Raw genomic sequence first — 17571 nt, 5'->3', positions numbered from 1 at the left:
GCCAACAGCGCCTTGTTTATAAGCTTTATGCACTATGAACGCGCCAATCTGTTACTTATCACCCTCCCGTACCCGCTTGAAGATTTCTTCGGCTAAGTGCTCATGCGCGGCAGAACGAAACTGTTTATCCGTCATTACGCGCGAGAAGATCTCTTCATTATTCTCCATGCGGTCGATAAAGAGTTCATCAAGTATACGCTCCAGGTAAGCTGAGAAGTTGGGCAAGTTATTGGCCTTGGCGGCTTCGACGATTTTTTCGTTGCCCTCGGCACTGGCGCTGATCTGATCGAAGAACAGTTGATCGGCCTCGGTGAAATCGGTGCCGAAACGTTCATTGAGTTTTTTCACCAAGGACGACAACGCCACCGGCTCTTCCCGCACACCGCTGGTCCCCACATCCGTCGGCCCCTTCAGGGGGTAGGCCTCGCCGCTGCCAAGATCAATGGAGCCTTCGGTCATCTGTTGCAAGCGGAAATAGCGTAAGGTCACCTCATCATCCAGCACAAAAGCCCGGCCATCGCCGGGTGGCGGTAGTTTGGCGAGCAGGTTGCGTACAAAAGCGTAGAGTTTTTCCAACTCGCTGTCCTGATAGGGAATGATCTGGGACAAAAAGGCATAGAGATTGCGATAGGCGGTCAGTTGGCCACGAAACTCTTCCTGCTCTGCTTCTTCCTGATCACAGAAACGGGCGACAACGGCGTCAAGGACCGCATTCATCACCCGATGGTCTGTGGCTGAATGATCGCGCTTGCCTTGGTACCAGACTTCCGCGAAGGTGTTCACATCGTCCGGTGCGAAGATCGCCCATGTCAATAGCTTATGCTGCAATGCAGACAGACGGTGTGGGTCTGCATTCTCACCGATAGACGTGGCTTCGTAGTAGGGTTTGAAAGCCTGGTAGATGTCCTCTTCCTTGTTGGCAAAATCGAGCACGAAGGTTCTGGTTTTGCCTGGTGCCATACGGTTGAGGCGTGACAGGGTCTGCACTGCTTGTACCCCGGCCAGTCGTTTGACCACATACATGGTCTGCAACAGCGGCTGGTCAAAGCCGGTCTGGTATTTTTCGGCCACCAACAATACACGGTAGTCGTCACGCTCGAAGGTTTCGGGTAATTCGCTTTCGGCCAGGCCGTCGTTCATCGAGACTTCGGTATAGGAGGCTCCGGGGTCGTCCGGGTCTTCTACACTGCCGGAGAAGGCCACCAAGGATCGGATGCCGCTGTAGCCGTTGTCCTTGACGTAGCGATCAAATGCCAGTTTGTATTTCACCGCTGCGAGCCGCGAGCCGGTAACCACCATGGCCTTGGCGCGTCCGCCCATTTCACTCATCACATAGAGCCGGAAGTGCTCGACGATCACCGAGACCACCTGGTCAATATTGACTGGATGCAGTTCCAGATAGCGGCTCAGAGCTTTGGCAGCTTTTTTACGCGGTACCTCCGGATCATTTTCCACTTGCTTTATCAGGCCGAAGAAGCGCTTGTAGGTGGTGTAGTTTTGTAGCACATCCATGATAAAGCCTTCTTCGATAGCTTGGCGCATGGAGTACTCATGAAAAGGCGAGGTGCCGGACGGCCCTGGCTCATCGAACAGTATTTTGGTTTTGAACTTGGGTGTGGCGGTAAAGGCGAAAAAGCTCAGGTTGGGTTGCCGCGTCCGGCGTAGGGAATCACGCAAAATCGCCGCTTTGGCCTCATCGGATAGTGCATCATCCTCTTCCTCCGACAGTTGTGCGGCAATCGCGGCCTCAATACCGTCCTTGTTGAGCATGCCCCTTAGTGCAGCGGCGGTTTCTCCACTCTGCGACGAATGGGCTTCATCCACAATCACCGCAAAGCGCTTGCCCGCTGTGCTTATCTTAACCCCGCTACCTTTGCTCTCCAGCGTCGACAGCGCTTGGGAGATAAACGGAAACTTCTGCAAGGTGGTAATGATAATTGGCGTACCGTTCGAGAGCGCAGCAGCGAGTTGCTGGGTGTTTTCGTCGATCTTTTCCACCACCCCAGTTTTGTGCTCAAACTGGTAGATGGTGTTCTGCAACTGCTGATCAAGTACGCGCCGATCGGTCACCACTATTACCGAGTGAAACACCTTCTGGTCCTGGCCATCGTGCAGGCTGGCCAGGCGGTGGGCCAGCCAGGCAATAGAATTGGACTTGCCGGAGCCCGCAGAGTGCTGAATCAGGTAGTTGTGTCCTGAGCCATTAATCTGCGCATGGGCGACCAGTTTGCGCACCACATCCAGTTGGTGGTAGCGCGGAAAAATCATGGTTTCCTTGCGGATGGTACGCATACCCTTGTCGGTTTTAACCTGCCGCTCTTTCACCTCTAGGTGCATAAAGCGTTGCAGGATGTCCATCAGGCTGTCGCTATGCAGCACTTCATCCCAGAGGTAGTGGGTTTTCCAGTTATTCTCCACCGGCGGATTGCCCGCGCCATGATCTCGGCCCCGGTTGAAGGGCAGGAATACGGTTTCCTTGCCTTTCAACCGGGTGGCCATCCACACCTCGTCAGGGTCCACGGCAAAATGCACCAGCGCACGTTTTTTGAAGGCAAAGAGCAAATCACGTTCATCGCGGTCTTGCTGGTATTGCTTCACGGCATCTGCCGCGTGCTGGCCGGTGAGTGGGTTTTTCAGCTCAACCGTGACTACCGGCAGACCGTTCAGGCTCAGGATCACGTCAATGATACAGCGCCGGTTTTTGCCACCGGCCTTTTTCATTACCGAAGTGAAGGCCACTTGGCGGGTGATAGTTAGCCGGTTTTTACCATAGGCGATGGCAGCCTCGGGATTCATGCCGGAATTGGGGCGAAAATAGGCAAGACGAAAGGTTTTGCCATAGCATTTGAAGCCATAGCGCAACACATGCAGTGTGCCCTTGATCTCCAGCTCCTTGACCAGGCTATCGAGTACTGTGGCTCCGGTTTTATCGCCCAACAGCGCTTCTAGCTGGCTCCATTTACCGGGTTGGCTGTCTTGCAAAAAACCGGTTACATCTTCAGGAAATAATGCCAGTGCCTCGTCATAGGTAGCAGCATCGCGTTGTTGATAACCGCCTGATGTTATCAATCCGGTTTCGATGGCGGTTTCAAACGCCGCCTCGTTATGCGCAGGCATTAATTTGTTTCCTTATAGTCATATTTCACATTCAGTTCCCTGAGCATGGTAAAGACGTTTTGATATGGCACACCAAACTGGATACACACGTCAGGTAGTTTTATCTGATTACGCGACTCTGGCCTGGACTCTTCCAGAGTTACGACTGTATTGCCATATACTCGTGCATACGCAACCAGCCAGCCATCAGCGCCGGTCGCAAACTTGGCCTTGGCTCCATCATAAAATTGAGGATTGCGCTGTACCCAGAGCATTACCTCTGTATAGGTGGAAACCACGTCGGCGTTATTGCAGCTCAGAAAGAAATTGTCTGGTACCGATTCGTGAACCCATTTCACCAAGTTGTCGTCATCGCGCCCTTGCAGCAGTTCCTGCCGGTTGCGATCCAGGCTATGAACCCGTCCAGTGTGGTGTTGTGCCAGCAAGCTTTCCCAGAATCCGGGACACAGGTCAAATGCATAGTAACTGTTCTTGGCGGTAATCAGGACATCCGAATCAATGATATAGCTCATCGGGGCAACTCCATTCCCAGACGCTGTGCATACTCCTGAAAGGCGCCACCATTCAAGCCGGTTAGTTCATAGGCTTCCTTGAAGCCTATACGTCCTTCCCTGGCTGCACGAATGACATGAACGGCAAACATACTGCCAACACGCGTGTTCTGGTTATTGTAAAAATCGCCGCCGCCGCTTGACACTTGCTTTTGCCTGCGCTCCTGCTGGGTATAAGCCTCGTAGAAATCAAAGAAATGTTGCCGATCCACCAACTGCAAATCCATAGCCCTGCGACCAATGACGATAGGGCTGACCTTGAAACGACGCGCGAGCGTCTCAAAAGGCGCAGCATCGCGCTGAACTTCGGGCCAACGTGCCCGTAATTCTGCTTCTGGCACTAAAAATTCAGCCGCTGCCCGGTCACAAAATGCCTCTACTTCACCACCATCGGGGAAAATACCGGGAAAACCGGAAAGCCCGGAACCTGCGGAGCCGAGCCAGATATGAGCCAGTTCATGGGCCAGAGTAAACATCTGTGCTGACTTGGCATCCGCACCGTTCACGAAAATCAGTGGTGCATGATCATCGCTTAGTGCAAAGCCTCGGAACTCCTCTACATTGAGCTTACGATGTGTGTTATTGCCTACCACACCATTGATTACCGCCATCACACCCAGTGACTCAATCGAGTTACGCAACGCACTGACGGCCTCTTGCCAGGTACGTACGTTTGCGGCCCAGCCGTTTTCCAGGCCCAATAAACGGCGCATCTCGCGGCCAATCGCCGCCGGATCGTCGGTCAGACGGGCACTACCGACAAAGGCAAGGTGTTCTGCTTCACATTCCAAGCGGGTTTCACGCAACCAGGCCTGACGCCTCTGCATGGCATAAATGGTATCCAATAGGTCTGGGCTGACCGAACCTACATACTGATTGCCCAGGGTGCGAAAGTCAGAAATCGGCATGGGGATTTGTGGTGGCTCTGGCAGGAACAGGTAGCCAAACGGCACATGAGTCGCCTTGGCGAAGTCTTCCAGTTGCTTGAAAGTAGGCAAAACCTCACCGCGTTCCCAGTAGACCAGCTTGGGAAACCTGCCTGCAAGATCCTCAATGGCTAGGTGGGCGCGCTTCCTTGCCCACTGCACTAACTCTGGATTGACCGCTACACGGTTCATAACACCACCTCTGGGGTCATTATAGACACCCTGGTATCGCCAGTCAGGCCGGCTTCAGAGGTGATTCTGACCGCTGACCATCTACTGCACATCTGCAAATCATTCATCATTCAAGTCCGAACAGAGATGGTATATTCACATCAGAAGCTCTGGCTGCGATCAACCTAACATTTCTCGCTTGCAGAGCTAGATGTCCATTGATCTTCACCGTGTTGAACTGGGATGCAGGTATGTTAAGAACTGCCTCCATACGTCTCTTGAAGTATTCACTGTGCGCTTCAGGCACTACGATGTCGATTTTCCTACCTGGGTGACAGCGCAGAATGTCGTTAAAATGTTCGTCTGCATTATTAAATGAGTAGCCCACTACCACAATGTGCTGTGCTTCACTGACCCAATGTGACGCTTTTGACCAGAGCTCGATGTATTTGTGGGACAGAATTGGTTTTAGCCGAAGGGGAGGTACTAGAGCGGGGATTACATGGCGTTGCTGTCGCACATCTTCATGTGTCACATCGACGTTAGGTGCAATTATTGTACGTATGAAGTCAGCTGGGTCGCACTCCAAAATATTTTCTACAGGCAACAGATCACGCGTGTCCATCCTGACGTATTCCGCTAGACCACCATGAAAGTAGATGACTTGATCATCACCAAGATGGCTTTGTAGGAAGGCAGTGTAGTTCAGTGTCAGTGCTCGAATGGTGTTAGGGATCTTTCCATAGAATGGAAGCTTGACATCCCCATGAGAAATTAAAACCTCTCTCTGCTTTGCTACTAGATAGGCCCAGAGCGCCCATGAAATATAGAGATAGTTCTTGATGTCGGCAGGCTTCTCGTTATAGAAACCAAGAAATTTTTCGACCAACAATGTTTCAATATTTAGCATGTCGGCACCAAGCGCAGTTGCAACCGCATGGTGCTCGCCACTTAATCCCATCTTGAGTGTGCGCTTGAGAACAGTTTTAAAGGTGTCCGACAGTGATAGCTTATGGATGTCCAAAATAGAATCACTATCAATCAGATCGTCGGCATCTTTGGGGAATACCTCGCGAATCAAAGCTTCCGTTTCTTTATCCAGATAACTCTGCTCAGCAATAGTCGCCAGTTTTTCGAATAAACGAATAATCAGCTCGCCATGTTTACGAATGCTATCTTGTTCGGGAGGCAAATCGACAATCGCTTCGCGAACTCTCTGCACCATTGCTTTTTGCTCATGGGTTTCACGCGTAGCGATCTTATCCACTGCACGTGCAATCATATTGTTAAAACTGAAGCGTAACCCGGGCAGCATCGCCCGTAGTGCTTCATCAACAGGTTTTCCTGGCCCTTCAAGATAGCGTGACACATCTGCCAGCAGAGTATTGGCTAATGGAAAATCAATGCCCTGAGTGCGGTCAACGCCAGCACCAAGAATCAGCAGGTTATTACTCATACCATCCCTCCTCAGGACATCATGTTCAATACATTTAATTTACCGTATCACATCGCCTGTCTTGTGCATCCAGTTTGGTATTTTCGGGGATCAGAAGCTTCAATTGGCCTGTGACAGCGGCGGTGATTAGGGCCGTTCGGTACTCTTCTAATTTTTCTATGCTATGTTTGAGTTGGTCCACAACAATGCTGTGCTCCTTATCTTGCCGCAAGCAGAACGTCGCGATAGCAACTTGCTCATCTGGGTTTGGAACAGGTAAAGGAAAGGCTCCAAGAGCATCCCTGTTTACCTTCGGCATTGCAACTCTGAGAGATTCAAGTTCTGCATATGCGGTAAACGCATCTGTAAGAAGAAAATAGAATAGATAACTGCGATCAAAATAAGGGCCAGGATCTATGGCATACATGTCGGCACTACAAAGACACTCTGTGTCAAATAGTGCAACTTTGCGAAGCGCGGGACGTATCTTCGAGTATAGAACTGATCCTGTTGGGCATAGATACTTCCCGCTAATCGCGCCTTGATCTTCAGCACTTGTTATCTCGTACAATCGTCCAGTTGCACTTTCTATATGATCAGGGGCAATCAGAGGCATATCTGCATAACCAGGCTCTCGTGGATCAACTTGTCCACTTTGAATACGGCAACGCCATTTGAAAGGTACAAGATCCCAATGTGCCGGAATATCCCCAAGCCAGTCGATGCCGGAGGGCTTCATGGGTGCGTCGGGGTTCAGGCCCTTGGTAACCGCGTGGGTGATCAGGGCCTGGCGCTTTTCTGACAGCCGATCCAGCAAAGCGCGTTTTTTTTCGATCAGCCCGTCGATACGTGCGGTTTTTTCGTCCAGAAACTGCGCGATGCGGCGTTGGGCTTCGAGGGGGGGCCACTTCCAAGGCAGCTTTTGAATATCTGACGGGTTCACTCGTTGGTGAGAACGGGTAACGGACTGCACGATTGCTGATAATCGGTCTGTCACCTTTTCGCTGCACCATAGGTAGTAAGCGTATCCTTGATCTATCTTATCGGACTTGATCGCTACGAATTCGCCAGAGGCGACCGTCGGATGTTCGCCATGGGGTCTGGCAATGCAAATAGTACGTTTGCGCGGGTTCAGCTTAGAAACCAACAACGTATCGGTTTTTATGAGTAGTTTTGAGCTGTCTATATCGCTGGCAGGCTCAACAATTGGTCCACCAGTTTCCTGAACCTGCGGGATCGAATAATGTGCTACAAGATCATCACCAAATTGCGACGGATCCACAGTGATTCGATAAGAGTCACACAGAAAATCCGCTCGCTTATCCACCCAATCGTCAGGTAAATCGGCAAGCCATTCTTCTTCAAAGGTACTACTCATCCTACCAACCCCTTCAACAACCCAGCAATCTCCCCTTCCAGCTCGGTAATCTCCCGCTCAATCTTCTCCAGCGGACGCGGTGGCTTGTAGACGTAGAAATGCCGGTTGATGGGGATTTCATAGCCCACCTTGGTCTTGCTGTAGTCCACCCAGGCATCCTTTACATGGGGTAGCACTTCGCGAACCATATAGGCGTCGATCTCATCCTTGAAGGTTTCCACCAGCTCATCGTTAGGCTTGTCCGGGCCGAACTGCATGGGCAGCGGTAAATTAGTGCCAGCGGGTAGCGGAATATTTTCGGTGTCGCGCAATTCGCTGTCCGGCTCGGGCCGGCCCTTGCTGTCGCGGCAAATCTCGGCATCCGGGTCGCGTTCGCCCAGGGCGTTGAAGATCGCCTTCTTGATGGGCGCCGGGAGCTTCAGGCCGGCGGCCTTGGCCGCGGTGTTCAGATCCGCTTCGAAGGCGGAGCGGCCGGTGTACTGCCCATTCGCGGCCAGCTTGGCTAACAGGGCGCGAATGGCCTCCTGCAGTTCTTGCCCCTCTGCGATCTCTTTGGCGGCCGCGGCCTCGTTCTTGCGCTTTTTGGATGTAGCCAGGTTGGCAAAGGCGGTCTGCTCATCCAGCCGGGCGATACGCTCGGGCGTGGCCTCGAAATTCATGCGCAGGGGGCGTTCCACCGTCACCTTGAGGAAGCCGAACTCACGGTTCTCGAAAATGCGGGAGACAACGCGGGTCTCGGTGCCGCCATTGATCTTGACTTCTGCGGTCTCGCCGTTTTGGTAATTGCCGTACAGCCGGGTCAGGTGACGGATCTGGTCTTCAGTGATCTCGTTACGCTTGTTGTTGAGGCTTTTCTTCATGCGCCGGGAAAAGCGGGTACCGTCGATCAGTTGCACCTTGCCGCGCCGTTCCGGGGCCTTGCGGTTGGTGACCAACCAGACATAGGTGAAGATGCCGGTGTTATAGAAGAGTTGGTCAGGCAGTGCGACGATAGCGTCCAGCCAGTCGTTTTCAATGATCCAGCGGCGGATATTGGAGGGGCCGGAGCCGGCATCGCCGGAAAACAGCGGTGAGCCGTTAAAGACCACGGCAATCTTAGATCCGGTGGCGTCTTCGTTGCCTTCCTCATAGGGGTGCATCTTTTCAATCATGTGCTGCAAAAACAGCAGAGAACCATCATTGATGGCGGGCAGCCCGGCACCGAAACGCCCGGCAAAGCCCATTTCCTTGTGCTCTTTTTCGACCACGATTTTCTGGTCTTTCCACTCCACGCCAAAGGGGGGGTTGGCGAGCATATAGTGAAAGCTGTGTCCTTGAAAGCCATCTCGTGTTTTGCCATCGCCCAGGGTGTCGCCCAATACGATGCTGCTGGTATCTTCGTCTTTTATCAGCATGTCTGAACAGCAGATCGCCCAGGATTCGTCGTTGTATTCCTGACCAAACAAGGCCAGGTTGGCCTGATCGTTCTGATCCAGAATGAATTTTTCCGATTCTGACAACATGCCGCCGGTGCCGCAGGCAGGGTCATAGATGGTGCGGAAGATGCCCGGTTTGTAGACATCTTTCTCACCGGTATAGACGAGATTTGCCATCAGGCGGATCACTTCGCGGGGGGTGAAGTGATCCCCGGCCTCTTCGTTGGCTTGCTCGTTAAAGCGCATCACCAGATGCTCGAACAGGTAGCCCATTTGCAGGTTGTCGATACGCTCCGGGTGCAGATCCACTTCCGCCATCGCCTTAACGATGGTGAAAAGGCGGTTGCTGGCATCGAGCTTTTCGATCTGATCAGTGAACTTGAAGCGTTCGAAGATGGCGCGTGCGGTTGGAGAAAAACCATTGATATAAGCCACCAGATTGGGCGCAATGTTCTCCGGGTCACCCAGCAGCTTCTCAAAGGTGAAGGGGCTGGTGTTATACAGCGGATGGGTACGCGTGGGGTCAGCAGCCTTGCCCAGCAGCTTTTCCATCGCGCTTTTAGGCGTGTCCTTCGCGGTCAGCTTTTCGTATTGCTGGAGCACAGCGTCTTTGGTGGGCTCCAACACACAGTCCAAGCGGCGCAGTACAACGATGGGCAGCATAACCAAGCGGTATTGTGGTGGGCGATAGGGGCCGCGCAGGCGGTTGGCGATTTCCCAGATGTGGCCTTTTAGTTGCTCGTGTAGCTGCAAATTCATGTGTTCTTAATCCTAGGGGTATGACCTGAATCCGACACTCTGGCATCCGCCAGGGAGGCTTTAGTGCGAATAACATTTGTGCATTGCACGCCGGCTCGCTCCTGCTCATTAGACCAGTTGAGTGTTCGATGATGTAAATAGCTGATTTAACTCATCTTACGGATTTAGAGCTTGGTGACGGATTTGTAGAGATCGAACTAACTTTTTCAACCTATGAACAAGCTCAAATGTGATCATAGATTTAACATATAACATTGTTTTATAAGGGTTTTTGTTAACTTTTTGAGTTGGTAAGGCATTTAATGAGTAAAGTTGTGCTTATCCAAGAGTAAGAGAGCCATTAAACCCATAGACAAGGTGTAAACAGGTTAGATGAATCCTACCGATATAAGAGTCAATTGCATCCCTTCCTTAACTCGTTTAAGAGCCATTTTTGCCACATCCTAGTTAAAAGGCAATGGCAAAGGGTGCGTTTTGCGAGGGGGTTGTTTGAGTTTTGTGCTGTTCGGTTAAGTTTTGTCCGATTTGGCGGGGTGGGGGCCCAAGCGTGTCTGCAGACTAAGTGCTGTTCTTCGGGCTGGTGCGGCTTGCTCTGGTTCCCCGCCTTCGCGGGGATGACGGGGGATGGGGGAGTGGCCGGTGTGGGATGGGGGCTTTTCGGTTGGTGCTGGTGGTGTTTGAGGGGCCGCCTGGATCCCCGCCTTCGCGGGGATGACGGGGGAGTGCGGGGATGACGGGGGAGTGCGGGGATGACGGGGTAGTAGTGCACCATAACAAAGCATTAACATCCTAAATGGGCTGATTTGAAGTATTCATTTCTTTTATGGTGGGCGGGACTCTAGCATCGGGGTTATGCGCTAAACCGGTGTTTCTCGGCGCAGCAACCATCAGCTACAAGGAAGGAGTCTTACCATGCAAATGCCCAACACCCTCAGCATCCCCAACGGCGAAAAAGTCCGCGGCATGTTCTCCCGCGAGGAGATGCTCTCCCGCCAGCAAAAGCTGCGCCAGTACATGGCCGCCAACGATGTGGATGCGGTGCTGTTCACTTCCTACCACAACATCAACTACTTCAGTGACTTTGTGTACTGCCGTTTCGGCCGCGACTACGGCCTGGCGGTCACCCAGGAGATCCACACCACCATCACCGCCAATATCGACGGCGGCCAGCCCTATCGCCGCAACGCCCTGGGCGACAACCTGGTGTATACCGACTGGCAAAAAGACAACTTCTTCCGTGCCGTGCAGCAGCTGATTGGCGGCGCCCGGCGGGTGGGGGTGGAGTTCGACCACCTCAGCCTGCAAAACCTGGACAAGCTCAAGGCCGCGCTGCCCGAGGCCGAGTTCGTGGACATCGGCGTGCCCACCATGAAGATGCGCATGATCAAGTCGGCGGAAGAAATCGCCCTGATCAAGCAGGGCGCCCGGGTGGCGGACGTGGGCGGCGCCGCCATTCGCGACGCCATTGCGGTGGGTGTGCCGGAGTATGAAGTGGCCCTGGCCGGCACCCAGGCCATGGTGCGCGAAATTGCCCGCACCTTCCCCCATGGCGAGCTGATGGACACCTGGGTGTGGTTCCAGTCCGGCATCAATACCGACGGCGCCCACAACCCGGTTACCAGCCGCAAGATAGAGGCCGGCGACATCCTCAGCCTGAACACCTTCCCGATGATCGGCGGCTACTACACCGCCCTGGAGCGGACCCTGTTCAGCGAATACGCCTCCGACCGCCACCTGGAGCTGTGGGAGATCAACTGCAAGGTGCACCGCCGCGGCCTGGAGCTGATCAAGGCCGGCAACCGCTGCTGCGACATCGCCGCCGAGCTGAACGAGATCTTCGCCCAGCACGACGTGCTGCAATACCGCACCTTCGGCTACGGCCACTCCTTCGGCACCCTCAGCCACTACTACGGCCGCGAGGCGGGGCTGGAGCTGCGCGAGGATATAGACACCGTGCTGCAGCCGGGCATGGTGGTGTCGATGGAGCCGATGATCATGCTGCCCGAAGGGCTGCCCGGCGCCGGCGGCTACCGCGAGCACGACATCCTGGTGATCAGCGAAAGCGGGGTCGAAAACATCACCCGCTTCCCGTTCGGCCCCGAGTACAACATCATCAAGGGTTAACGCATTCGGCTCGCCTGTTTCAGGCGGGCCTTTGTGTTTTGCAGGCTCGAACAACTGCAAGACGCAACGGCAATAGAGGGAGTCATTATTGCCAAACTACTTCTGGTGAGGCCGGCCAGGCCGGTGGAATCAGGGAACTTAAACCAGCCTCGGCAGAGGCTGCTCGAAGAGGTAGAAGTCATGTTGATGCAATCCTGGACCATGGAATGGTTTGCCTATCTTAACGCCATCATCCTCGCCTGGGCCGCGCTGGCCTACGGCTACCGGCAGTATGTGCGCAAAGATCACCGCCGTTGCTGAACGGCCGGGCCAACACACGTTAAAGGGAACTTGAGATGGAAAATTACCAGTGGTTGAACTGGGCCCTGCTATTGGGCTCGTTCGGAATATTGATCTTTATCGGCTATCTCTCCAGCCGGGTGGTGAAAGACAGCGACGAAACCGGCTTTCTGGTGGCCGGGCGCAGCCTGGGGCCCTTTGTGGGCGCCGGCACCATAGTGGCCACCGGCTTCAGCGGCTGGGGCTTTATGGGCTCGCCGGGGGTGGCCTACGAGTTCGGCTCCATCGAGGTGCTGGGCAACTTCTTCTTCGCCCCGGCCATGGTGATTGCCGTGCTCTACTTCGCCGGCTTTCTGCGCCGCCGGGCCGACGAGCTGGGCAGTTGCACCATTCCCGAATACGTGGCCCAGCTGCACGGTGGCGGCGCCCTGCTGGAGCGCTGGGTCAAGGGGGTGGCGGCGGCCATTACCATAGTGCTGCTGCTGGTGTTCCTCACCAGCCAGATCAAGGCGGTGGGGCTCTTGGGCGCTTCCTGGCTCGGCATCAGCCTGAGCGAGAGCGCGCTGCTGATGATCTCGGTGATCATCCTCTACACCATGCTCGGCGGCCTGGCCGCGGTGGCCTGGACCGACACCCTGATGGTGGCGGGCATGGGCATCGGCGCCCTGGTGATGATGGTGCAGGTGTTCACCGACGTCAGTCCCATGGAAATGGTGGAGCGGCTCAACGCCATCGATCCCCAGCTGCTCAACCCCACCACCTCGGCGCCCTACGGCGAGAGCCGGGGCTCGGTGTTCCTGGTGCTGCCCTATGCCTTCTTGTTCACCGCCGTGCTGCCCTATATGGCGGTGCGCTTCCTGGCCTTTAAACCCACGGTGAAAATGCACCAGGTGGCCATTTGGGTGGCGCCCATGGGCTGCTTGCTCAGCCTGGTGCCCATCGTCGGCATGTATGTGCGGGTGGCGCACCCGGAGCTGGCCGAGCCGGATCAGGCCATGCCGGTGTATTTGGCCAACTTCCTGCACCCGGCCCTGGCGGGGGTGATCACCCTGTTCATCCTGTTCGCCATGAAATCCACCGCCAACTCGCTGCTGCACACCGTGTCCAGCGCCGCCTCCCACGACTTGCGCACCGCCCTGTTCCCGCACAGCCGGGCCTCGGGTGCCCGCATTTTGTGGATCAACCGCATCTGGGTGGCCATTCTCGGTTTTGTCGGCTTCCTGATGATGCTGTACGCGCCGCCCTTTATGCTGTCCTGGCTCGGCATCCTGGGCTCCGGCACCCTGCTGGCGGTGATGATAGGCCCGGTGTTCATCTCCGCCTTCTGGCAGGGCAATGGCTACGGCGCCCTGGCCGCCATGTTCACCGGCCTGGTCACCAGCGGCGGCTTCCTGCTGTTCACCAAGGTCGGCTGGGTGGAAGGTCCGCTCTACGGCTGCCTGGCCTCCGGCCTCACCTATGTGCTGGTCAGCAGACTCACCTCGGGCCAGCGCGCACCGCGCCGCGCCACCGCCTGAACTGACAAGGGGAAGTCAATTTGGGCGCCGCAAGGCGCCCTTTTTTTGATGCTGCTGATCTGCTGCCCCTTGCCCTGGCTCCCCGCCTTCGCGGGCAAGACGGGGGAGGCGTGGAGAAGACGGGGGAAGCGTCACTCCCGTGTTTTATCTCGCCACTCCCGCGCAGGCGGGAGTCCATGGGTGTCTGCAGATTGGGCGCCGTAGCCCGGGTCGGTGCACCTCGCCCTGGATGCCCGCCTTCGCGGGCAAGACGGGGGGCGCGGGCAAGACGGGGAAGCGCGGCGATGACGGGGGAGGGCCAGCCAAAAGAGCTTCGTTTGGCTCAATATTACGCCCGCCTCACAGTTTTAACCTAATTCACATAAATCCAACATCTCCTTGTTGACCGTTATCCTCTCCTGCTTATAACGTGATGCTTGGCATCATATTTCGTTAACTTCTGCCATTGTCACATTTTATTTTTTCGCTGTGTATGGCGATAAATACCAACAAGGAATATTCAGGATGAAGCACGGATTCTGGCAATCCTCCCTGCTGGGAGCGGCGTTGTTAAGCCTGGCCTGTACCGGACAGGCCCGGGAATGGAAAGAGATCAAGTTCAGTGTGGAGGGGTCTTACCCGCCCTTCAGCTGGACCACCACCGATGGCGAGCTGGAAGGGTTCGAGGTCGATCTGGCCCGGGCCTTGTGCGAGGAGCTGCAAGTCAAATGCCGAATTGCGGCGCAAGACTGGGACGGCATTATTCCGGCCCTGCTGTCGCGCAAGCACGATGCCATTATCGCGGCCATGACCATCACGCCCGAGCGGGAGAAGACGGTGCTGTTTACCATTCCCTACGCCCGGGTGCCCACCCGTTTCGTCACCCACAAAGAGCACGAGATCGACTTTAGCGATGCCGGCATGGCCAATCTTAAAGTCGGGGTGCAAAGGGCGACCATTGGCGACAAGTACCTCACCGATAAACACAACGGCATCGATATTGTGCGTTACGGTACCTTCGATGAAGCCTTTATGGATCTGCGGGCCGGACGTGTCGACACCGTGTTTGGCGGTGCCCTCGGCATCCAGAGCGGCCTGCTCGACAAGCCGGATGGCCGGGAGTTTCACTTTTCCGGGCCGGTCTTCACCGAAGAGGCCTGGTTCGGCAAGGGGATCGGCATCGCCGTGCGCAAACAGGATCAGGATCTGGCCGAGCTGCTCAACCGGGGCATACTGACCCTGAGGGAAAAAGGGATCCATCAGGAAATTGCTTCCCGCTATTTTCCCTATGATATCTACGGCGACACTCCCTGACAGGCACCCCGTGCTTTGCGGCCTTCCGGTGGCCGCAAAGCGGCGCTCGCGGGCAAGCTACAGCCTAATATCCTGCCATGTGCCATCGGCAAACCAGTCGGCCAGGTGGTCGATCAGGGCGCGCACCGCCGGGGAGAGGTGCTTGCGCGAGGGATAGAGGGCGTAAATGTCCATCACCTTGGGCCGCCATTCCGGCAGCAGCCGTACCAGCTCGCCGCGGGCGAGGGCGCCCTGGGCCAGGTAGGTGGGCTGCAGGCCGACGCCCATGTCCTGAAGCGCCGCACTCAGCAGGGTGGTGGCCTCGTTCGCCGTCAGCCGGCAAGTTACTTCCACCGATTCGTGCCGGCCGTCGCGGCTCAAATGCCAGATATGGCGTTCGAAGTTCTTGTAGCCCAGGCACCGGTGCCGGGTCAGATCGGCGGGCCGGGTGATCTCCGGCGCGCCGTCGAGGTAGCGTTGACTGGCCACCAGCACCGACTCGCAGCGGCCGATGGGCTTGCCGATAAGCGACGGATCCGGGTCGGCGGCGATGCGAATGGCCAGATCGATGCGCTCCGCCACCAGATCGGCCGCCCTGTCCTGCACCTCTATGTCGATATCCACCCGGGGGTGGCGTGCCATAAAGGCCTTAACGGCGGGGATGAGCTGGGCAAAACCGAAGGACATGCTGGCCGCCACCCGGATTTTCCCTGCCGGCTCGTCCCGCCCCATCAATTGAAACTGCAACCCTTCCGCCTGCTCGACCCAGGCCTGCACCTGCGGCAGGCACTGCTCGCCGGCGGAGGTGAGCGACACCCTGCGCGTGGTGCGGTTGAGCAGGCGGGCGGCCAGCCAGCTTTCCATGGCGTCGATATAGCGCGTTACCATGGGGCGCGACATTTCCAGCCGCTCGGCGGTGGCGGTAAAGCTCTGGGTGGCGGCCACATCGACAAATACCCGGGCGGCGGTCAAACGATCCATTACATGCTCGATTTAAGAAATAATGATGTTGTTTTTTAGCCATATATCCGAACAAGTTCAAGCCGTAAACTGCTCCCCATACAACAAACCCATTCGGAGCAACCCAGATGAACACAGTCACCACCCTCGCTGCCGGCCTGCTGCTGTCCGGCGCCGCCATGGCGGCACAACCCTTGACGCTGGAGGTATACAACGCCGACGGCAACAGTTTCCACGTCAATTCCACCCTGGTGTACGGCGACACCGAAGCCATGGTGGTCGATACCGGCTTTACCCGGTCGGACGCGCTGCGCATCGCCGCCAAGGTGCTGGACTCGGGCAAACGGCTCAAGACCATCTTTATCAGCCAGGCGGATCCGGACTACTACTTCGGCGCCGAGGTGCTGCAGCAGCTGTTCCCCCAGGCGGAGCTGGTCACCACGCCGGCGGTGCGTGACGCCATCGCTTCGAAACTGGAAGACAAACTGGCATTCTGGGCGCCCAAAATGGGCGACAACGCGCCGGTCAAGCCGGTGCTGCCCACGGCCTACAACGGCAACAGCCTGAGCATCGACGGCCAGAGCATCGAGATCCGCGGCACCGACGGCACACTGAGCCATCGCCCTTACCTGTGGATCCCGGCCAACAAGGCGATTCTGGGCAACGTGGCGGTATACGGCAATGTGCACCTGTGGATGGCCGACGCCCAAGGCGATGAAGAGCGTGTCGCCTGGGCCGGGCAACTGGACGACATGGCGGCCCTCGAGCCCGAGCTGGTGATCCCCGGCCATATGCTGCCGGGCACCCGAACCGATGCTTCCGCCATCGCCTTTTCGCAGCGCTACCTGGCGGACTTTGCCGGGGCGAAGGCCGAGAGCAAGGATAGCGCCCAGCTTATCGATGCCCTGAGCCGGGCCTACCCCGAGGCGGGCCTGCCCATGGCGCTGGAAATCGGGGCCAAGGTCCATATGGGAGAAATGACATGGTAACGGCGCATTATATTTTCGACCCCATGTGCGGCTGGTGCTACGGCGCCGCCTCCCTTATCGGGCAACTGAGCCGGATGGACGGTGTGCGGCTGGCGCTGCACCCCGGCGGCATGATACGTAAAACCGCGATTGATGCCGGTTTTCGCCGGCATATTCTCGACGCTGATCAACGCATCGAGGCGCAGACGGGGCAGGTTTTCGGGGCGCCTTACCTGGAGCGGGTCGCCGGCGATGCGCCCCTGGTGCTGGACTCCTATATCACCGCCCAGGCCGTGATCGCAGCCGGGCATCTGGGGCTGGCGGAGGTGGAAATGCTGCACCGCATCCAGCAGGCCCATTACCAGTCCGGGTTGCCGGTGTACCGGCCGGACACCCTGTCCGCCCTGGCAGGCCAGCTCGGTATCGGCCCCGAGGCCTGGGCCCAGGCCATGAGCCGGGCGGGCGAGGAGGTGGAAGCCGCGGTGCGGCGCACCCGTCAACTGATGGAGCAGTTCGGTCTGGGCGGGTTTCCGTCGATGCTGATGGAAAGGGAAGGGCAGTGGCAGGCCATCGGCCTGAGCCGGTTCTATGGCCGCCCGGATGAATGGCGGTCTTTCTGGCAACAGCCCCTGGCCTGACGGCGGGAGCCCATGGGTGTCTGCCGACCCGGCGCCGTGGTTTGGGCCGGTGCCCCTTGCC

The 17571-nt window shown here is 56.5% G+C and carries 12 protein-coding genes; 5 read left to right on the top strand and 7 right to left on the bottom strand.

Going from position 1 to position 17571, the window contains the following annotated elements; genetic code table 11:
* Positions 1-51: 51 nt before the first annotated feature.
* The 6 genes from ACT7DK_RS12500 to ACT7DK_RS12475 all read right to left on the bottom strand — a co-directional run bounded on the left by ACT7DK_RS12500 (position 52) and on the right by ACT7DK_RS12475 (position 9752).
* Complete coding sequence (locus ACT7DK_RS12500) at positions 52-3117, bottom strand: type I restriction endonuclease subunit R (RefSeq protein WP_445399613.1); 3066 nt, start codon at positions 3115-3117, stop codon at positions 52-54.
* Positions 3117-3629 (bottom strand): DUF4411 family protein, encoded by a 513-nt coding sequence (locus ACT7DK_RS12495; RefSeq protein WP_445399611.1) that lies wholly within the window; start codon positions 3627-3629, stop codon positions 3117-3119. The genes ACT7DK_RS12500 and ACT7DK_RS12495 overlap by 1 nt, the downstream gene beginning before the upstream one ends.
* Positions 3626-4786, bottom strand: a complete 1161-nt coding sequence (locus ACT7DK_RS12490; RefSeq protein WP_445399609.1) for a helix-turn-helix domain-containing protein — start codon at positions 4784-4786, stop codon at positions 3626-3628. The genes ACT7DK_RS12495 and ACT7DK_RS12490 overlap by 4 nt, the downstream gene beginning before the upstream one ends.
* Before the next feature lie 106 nt (positions 4787-4892).
* Positions 4893-6221 (bottom strand): hypothetical protein, encoded by a 1329-nt coding sequence (locus ACT7DK_RS12485; protein WP_445399607.1) that lies wholly within the window; start codon positions 6219-6221, stop codon positions 4893-4895.
* Between the two features lie 34 nt (positions 6222-6255).
* On the bottom strand, positions 6256-7578 hold the full coding sequence (locus ACT7DK_RS12480; RefSeq protein WP_445399605.1) for a restriction endonuclease subunit S: 1323 nt from the start codon (positions 7576-7578) through the stop codon (positions 6256-6258).
* Positions 7575-9752, bottom strand: a complete 2178-nt coding sequence (locus ACT7DK_RS12475; protein WP_445399603.1) for a type I restriction-modification system subunit M — start codon at positions 9750-9752, stop codon at positions 7575-7577. The genes ACT7DK_RS12480 and ACT7DK_RS12475 overlap by 4 nt, the downstream gene beginning before the upstream one ends.
* A 912-nt stretch (positions 9753-10664) precedes the next feature.
* On the opposite strand from ACT7DK_RS12475, the gene ACT7DK_RS12470 reads away from it, so the two are divergent.
* The 3 genes from ACT7DK_RS12470 to ACT7DK_RS12460 all read left to right on the top strand — a co-directional run bounded on the left by ACT7DK_RS12470 (position 10665) and on the right by ACT7DK_RS12460 (position 14965).
* Complete coding sequence (locus ACT7DK_RS12470) at positions 10665-11876, top strand: M24 family metallopeptidase (protein ID WP_445399601.1); 1212 nt, start codon at positions 10665-10667, stop codon at positions 11874-11876.
* A gap of 335 nt (positions 11877-12211) precedes the next feature.
* Entirely contained in the window at positions 12212-13672 is a 1461-nt protein-coding gene (locus tag ACT7DK_RS12465; RefSeq protein WP_445399599.1) for a sodium:solute symporter family protein, read from the top strand.
* A gap of 504 nt (positions 13673-14176) precedes the next feature.
* A complete protein-coding gene (locus ACT7DK_RS12460; protein ID WP_445399597.1) occupies positions 14177-14965 on the top strand; it encodes a transporter substrate-binding domain-containing protein in 789 nt (262 codons plus the stop codon).
* 57 nt (positions 14966-15022) lie between these two features.
* On the opposite strand, the gene ACT7DK_RS12455 is transcribed toward ACT7DK_RS12460, so the two are convergent.
* Positions 15023-15925 (bottom strand): LysR family transcriptional regulator, encoded by a 903-nt coding sequence (locus tag ACT7DK_RS12455; RefSeq protein WP_445399595.1) that lies wholly within the window; start codon positions 15923-15925, stop codon positions 15023-15025.
* A 107-nt stretch (positions 15926-16032) separates the two neighbouring features.
* On the opposite strand from ACT7DK_RS12455, the gene ACT7DK_RS12450 reads away from it, so the two are divergent.
* Both ACT7DK_RS12450 and ACT7DK_RS12445 read left to right on the top strand, forming a co-directional pair.
* Positions 16033-16893: an MBL fold metallo-hydrolase gene (locus ACT7DK_RS12450; RefSeq protein ID WP_445399593.1), complete on the top strand. Its 861-nt coding sequence runs from the start codon at positions 16033-16035 to the stop codon at positions 16891-16893.
* Positions 16887-17510 carry a DsbA family protein gene (locus tag ACT7DK_RS12445; protein WP_445399591.1) on the top strand — a complete coding sequence of 208 codons (624 nt, stop codon included), beginning with the start codon at positions 16887-16889 and terminating at the stop codon, positions 17508-17510. The genes ACT7DK_RS12450 and ACT7DK_RS12445 overlap by 7 nt, the downstream gene beginning before the upstream one ends.
* Positions 17511-17571: the final 61 nt, after the last annotated feature.

The organism is Zobellella sp. An-6, from assembly GCF_052487945.1.
This window is presented reverse-complemented; position numbering and strand designations above follow the sequence as displayed.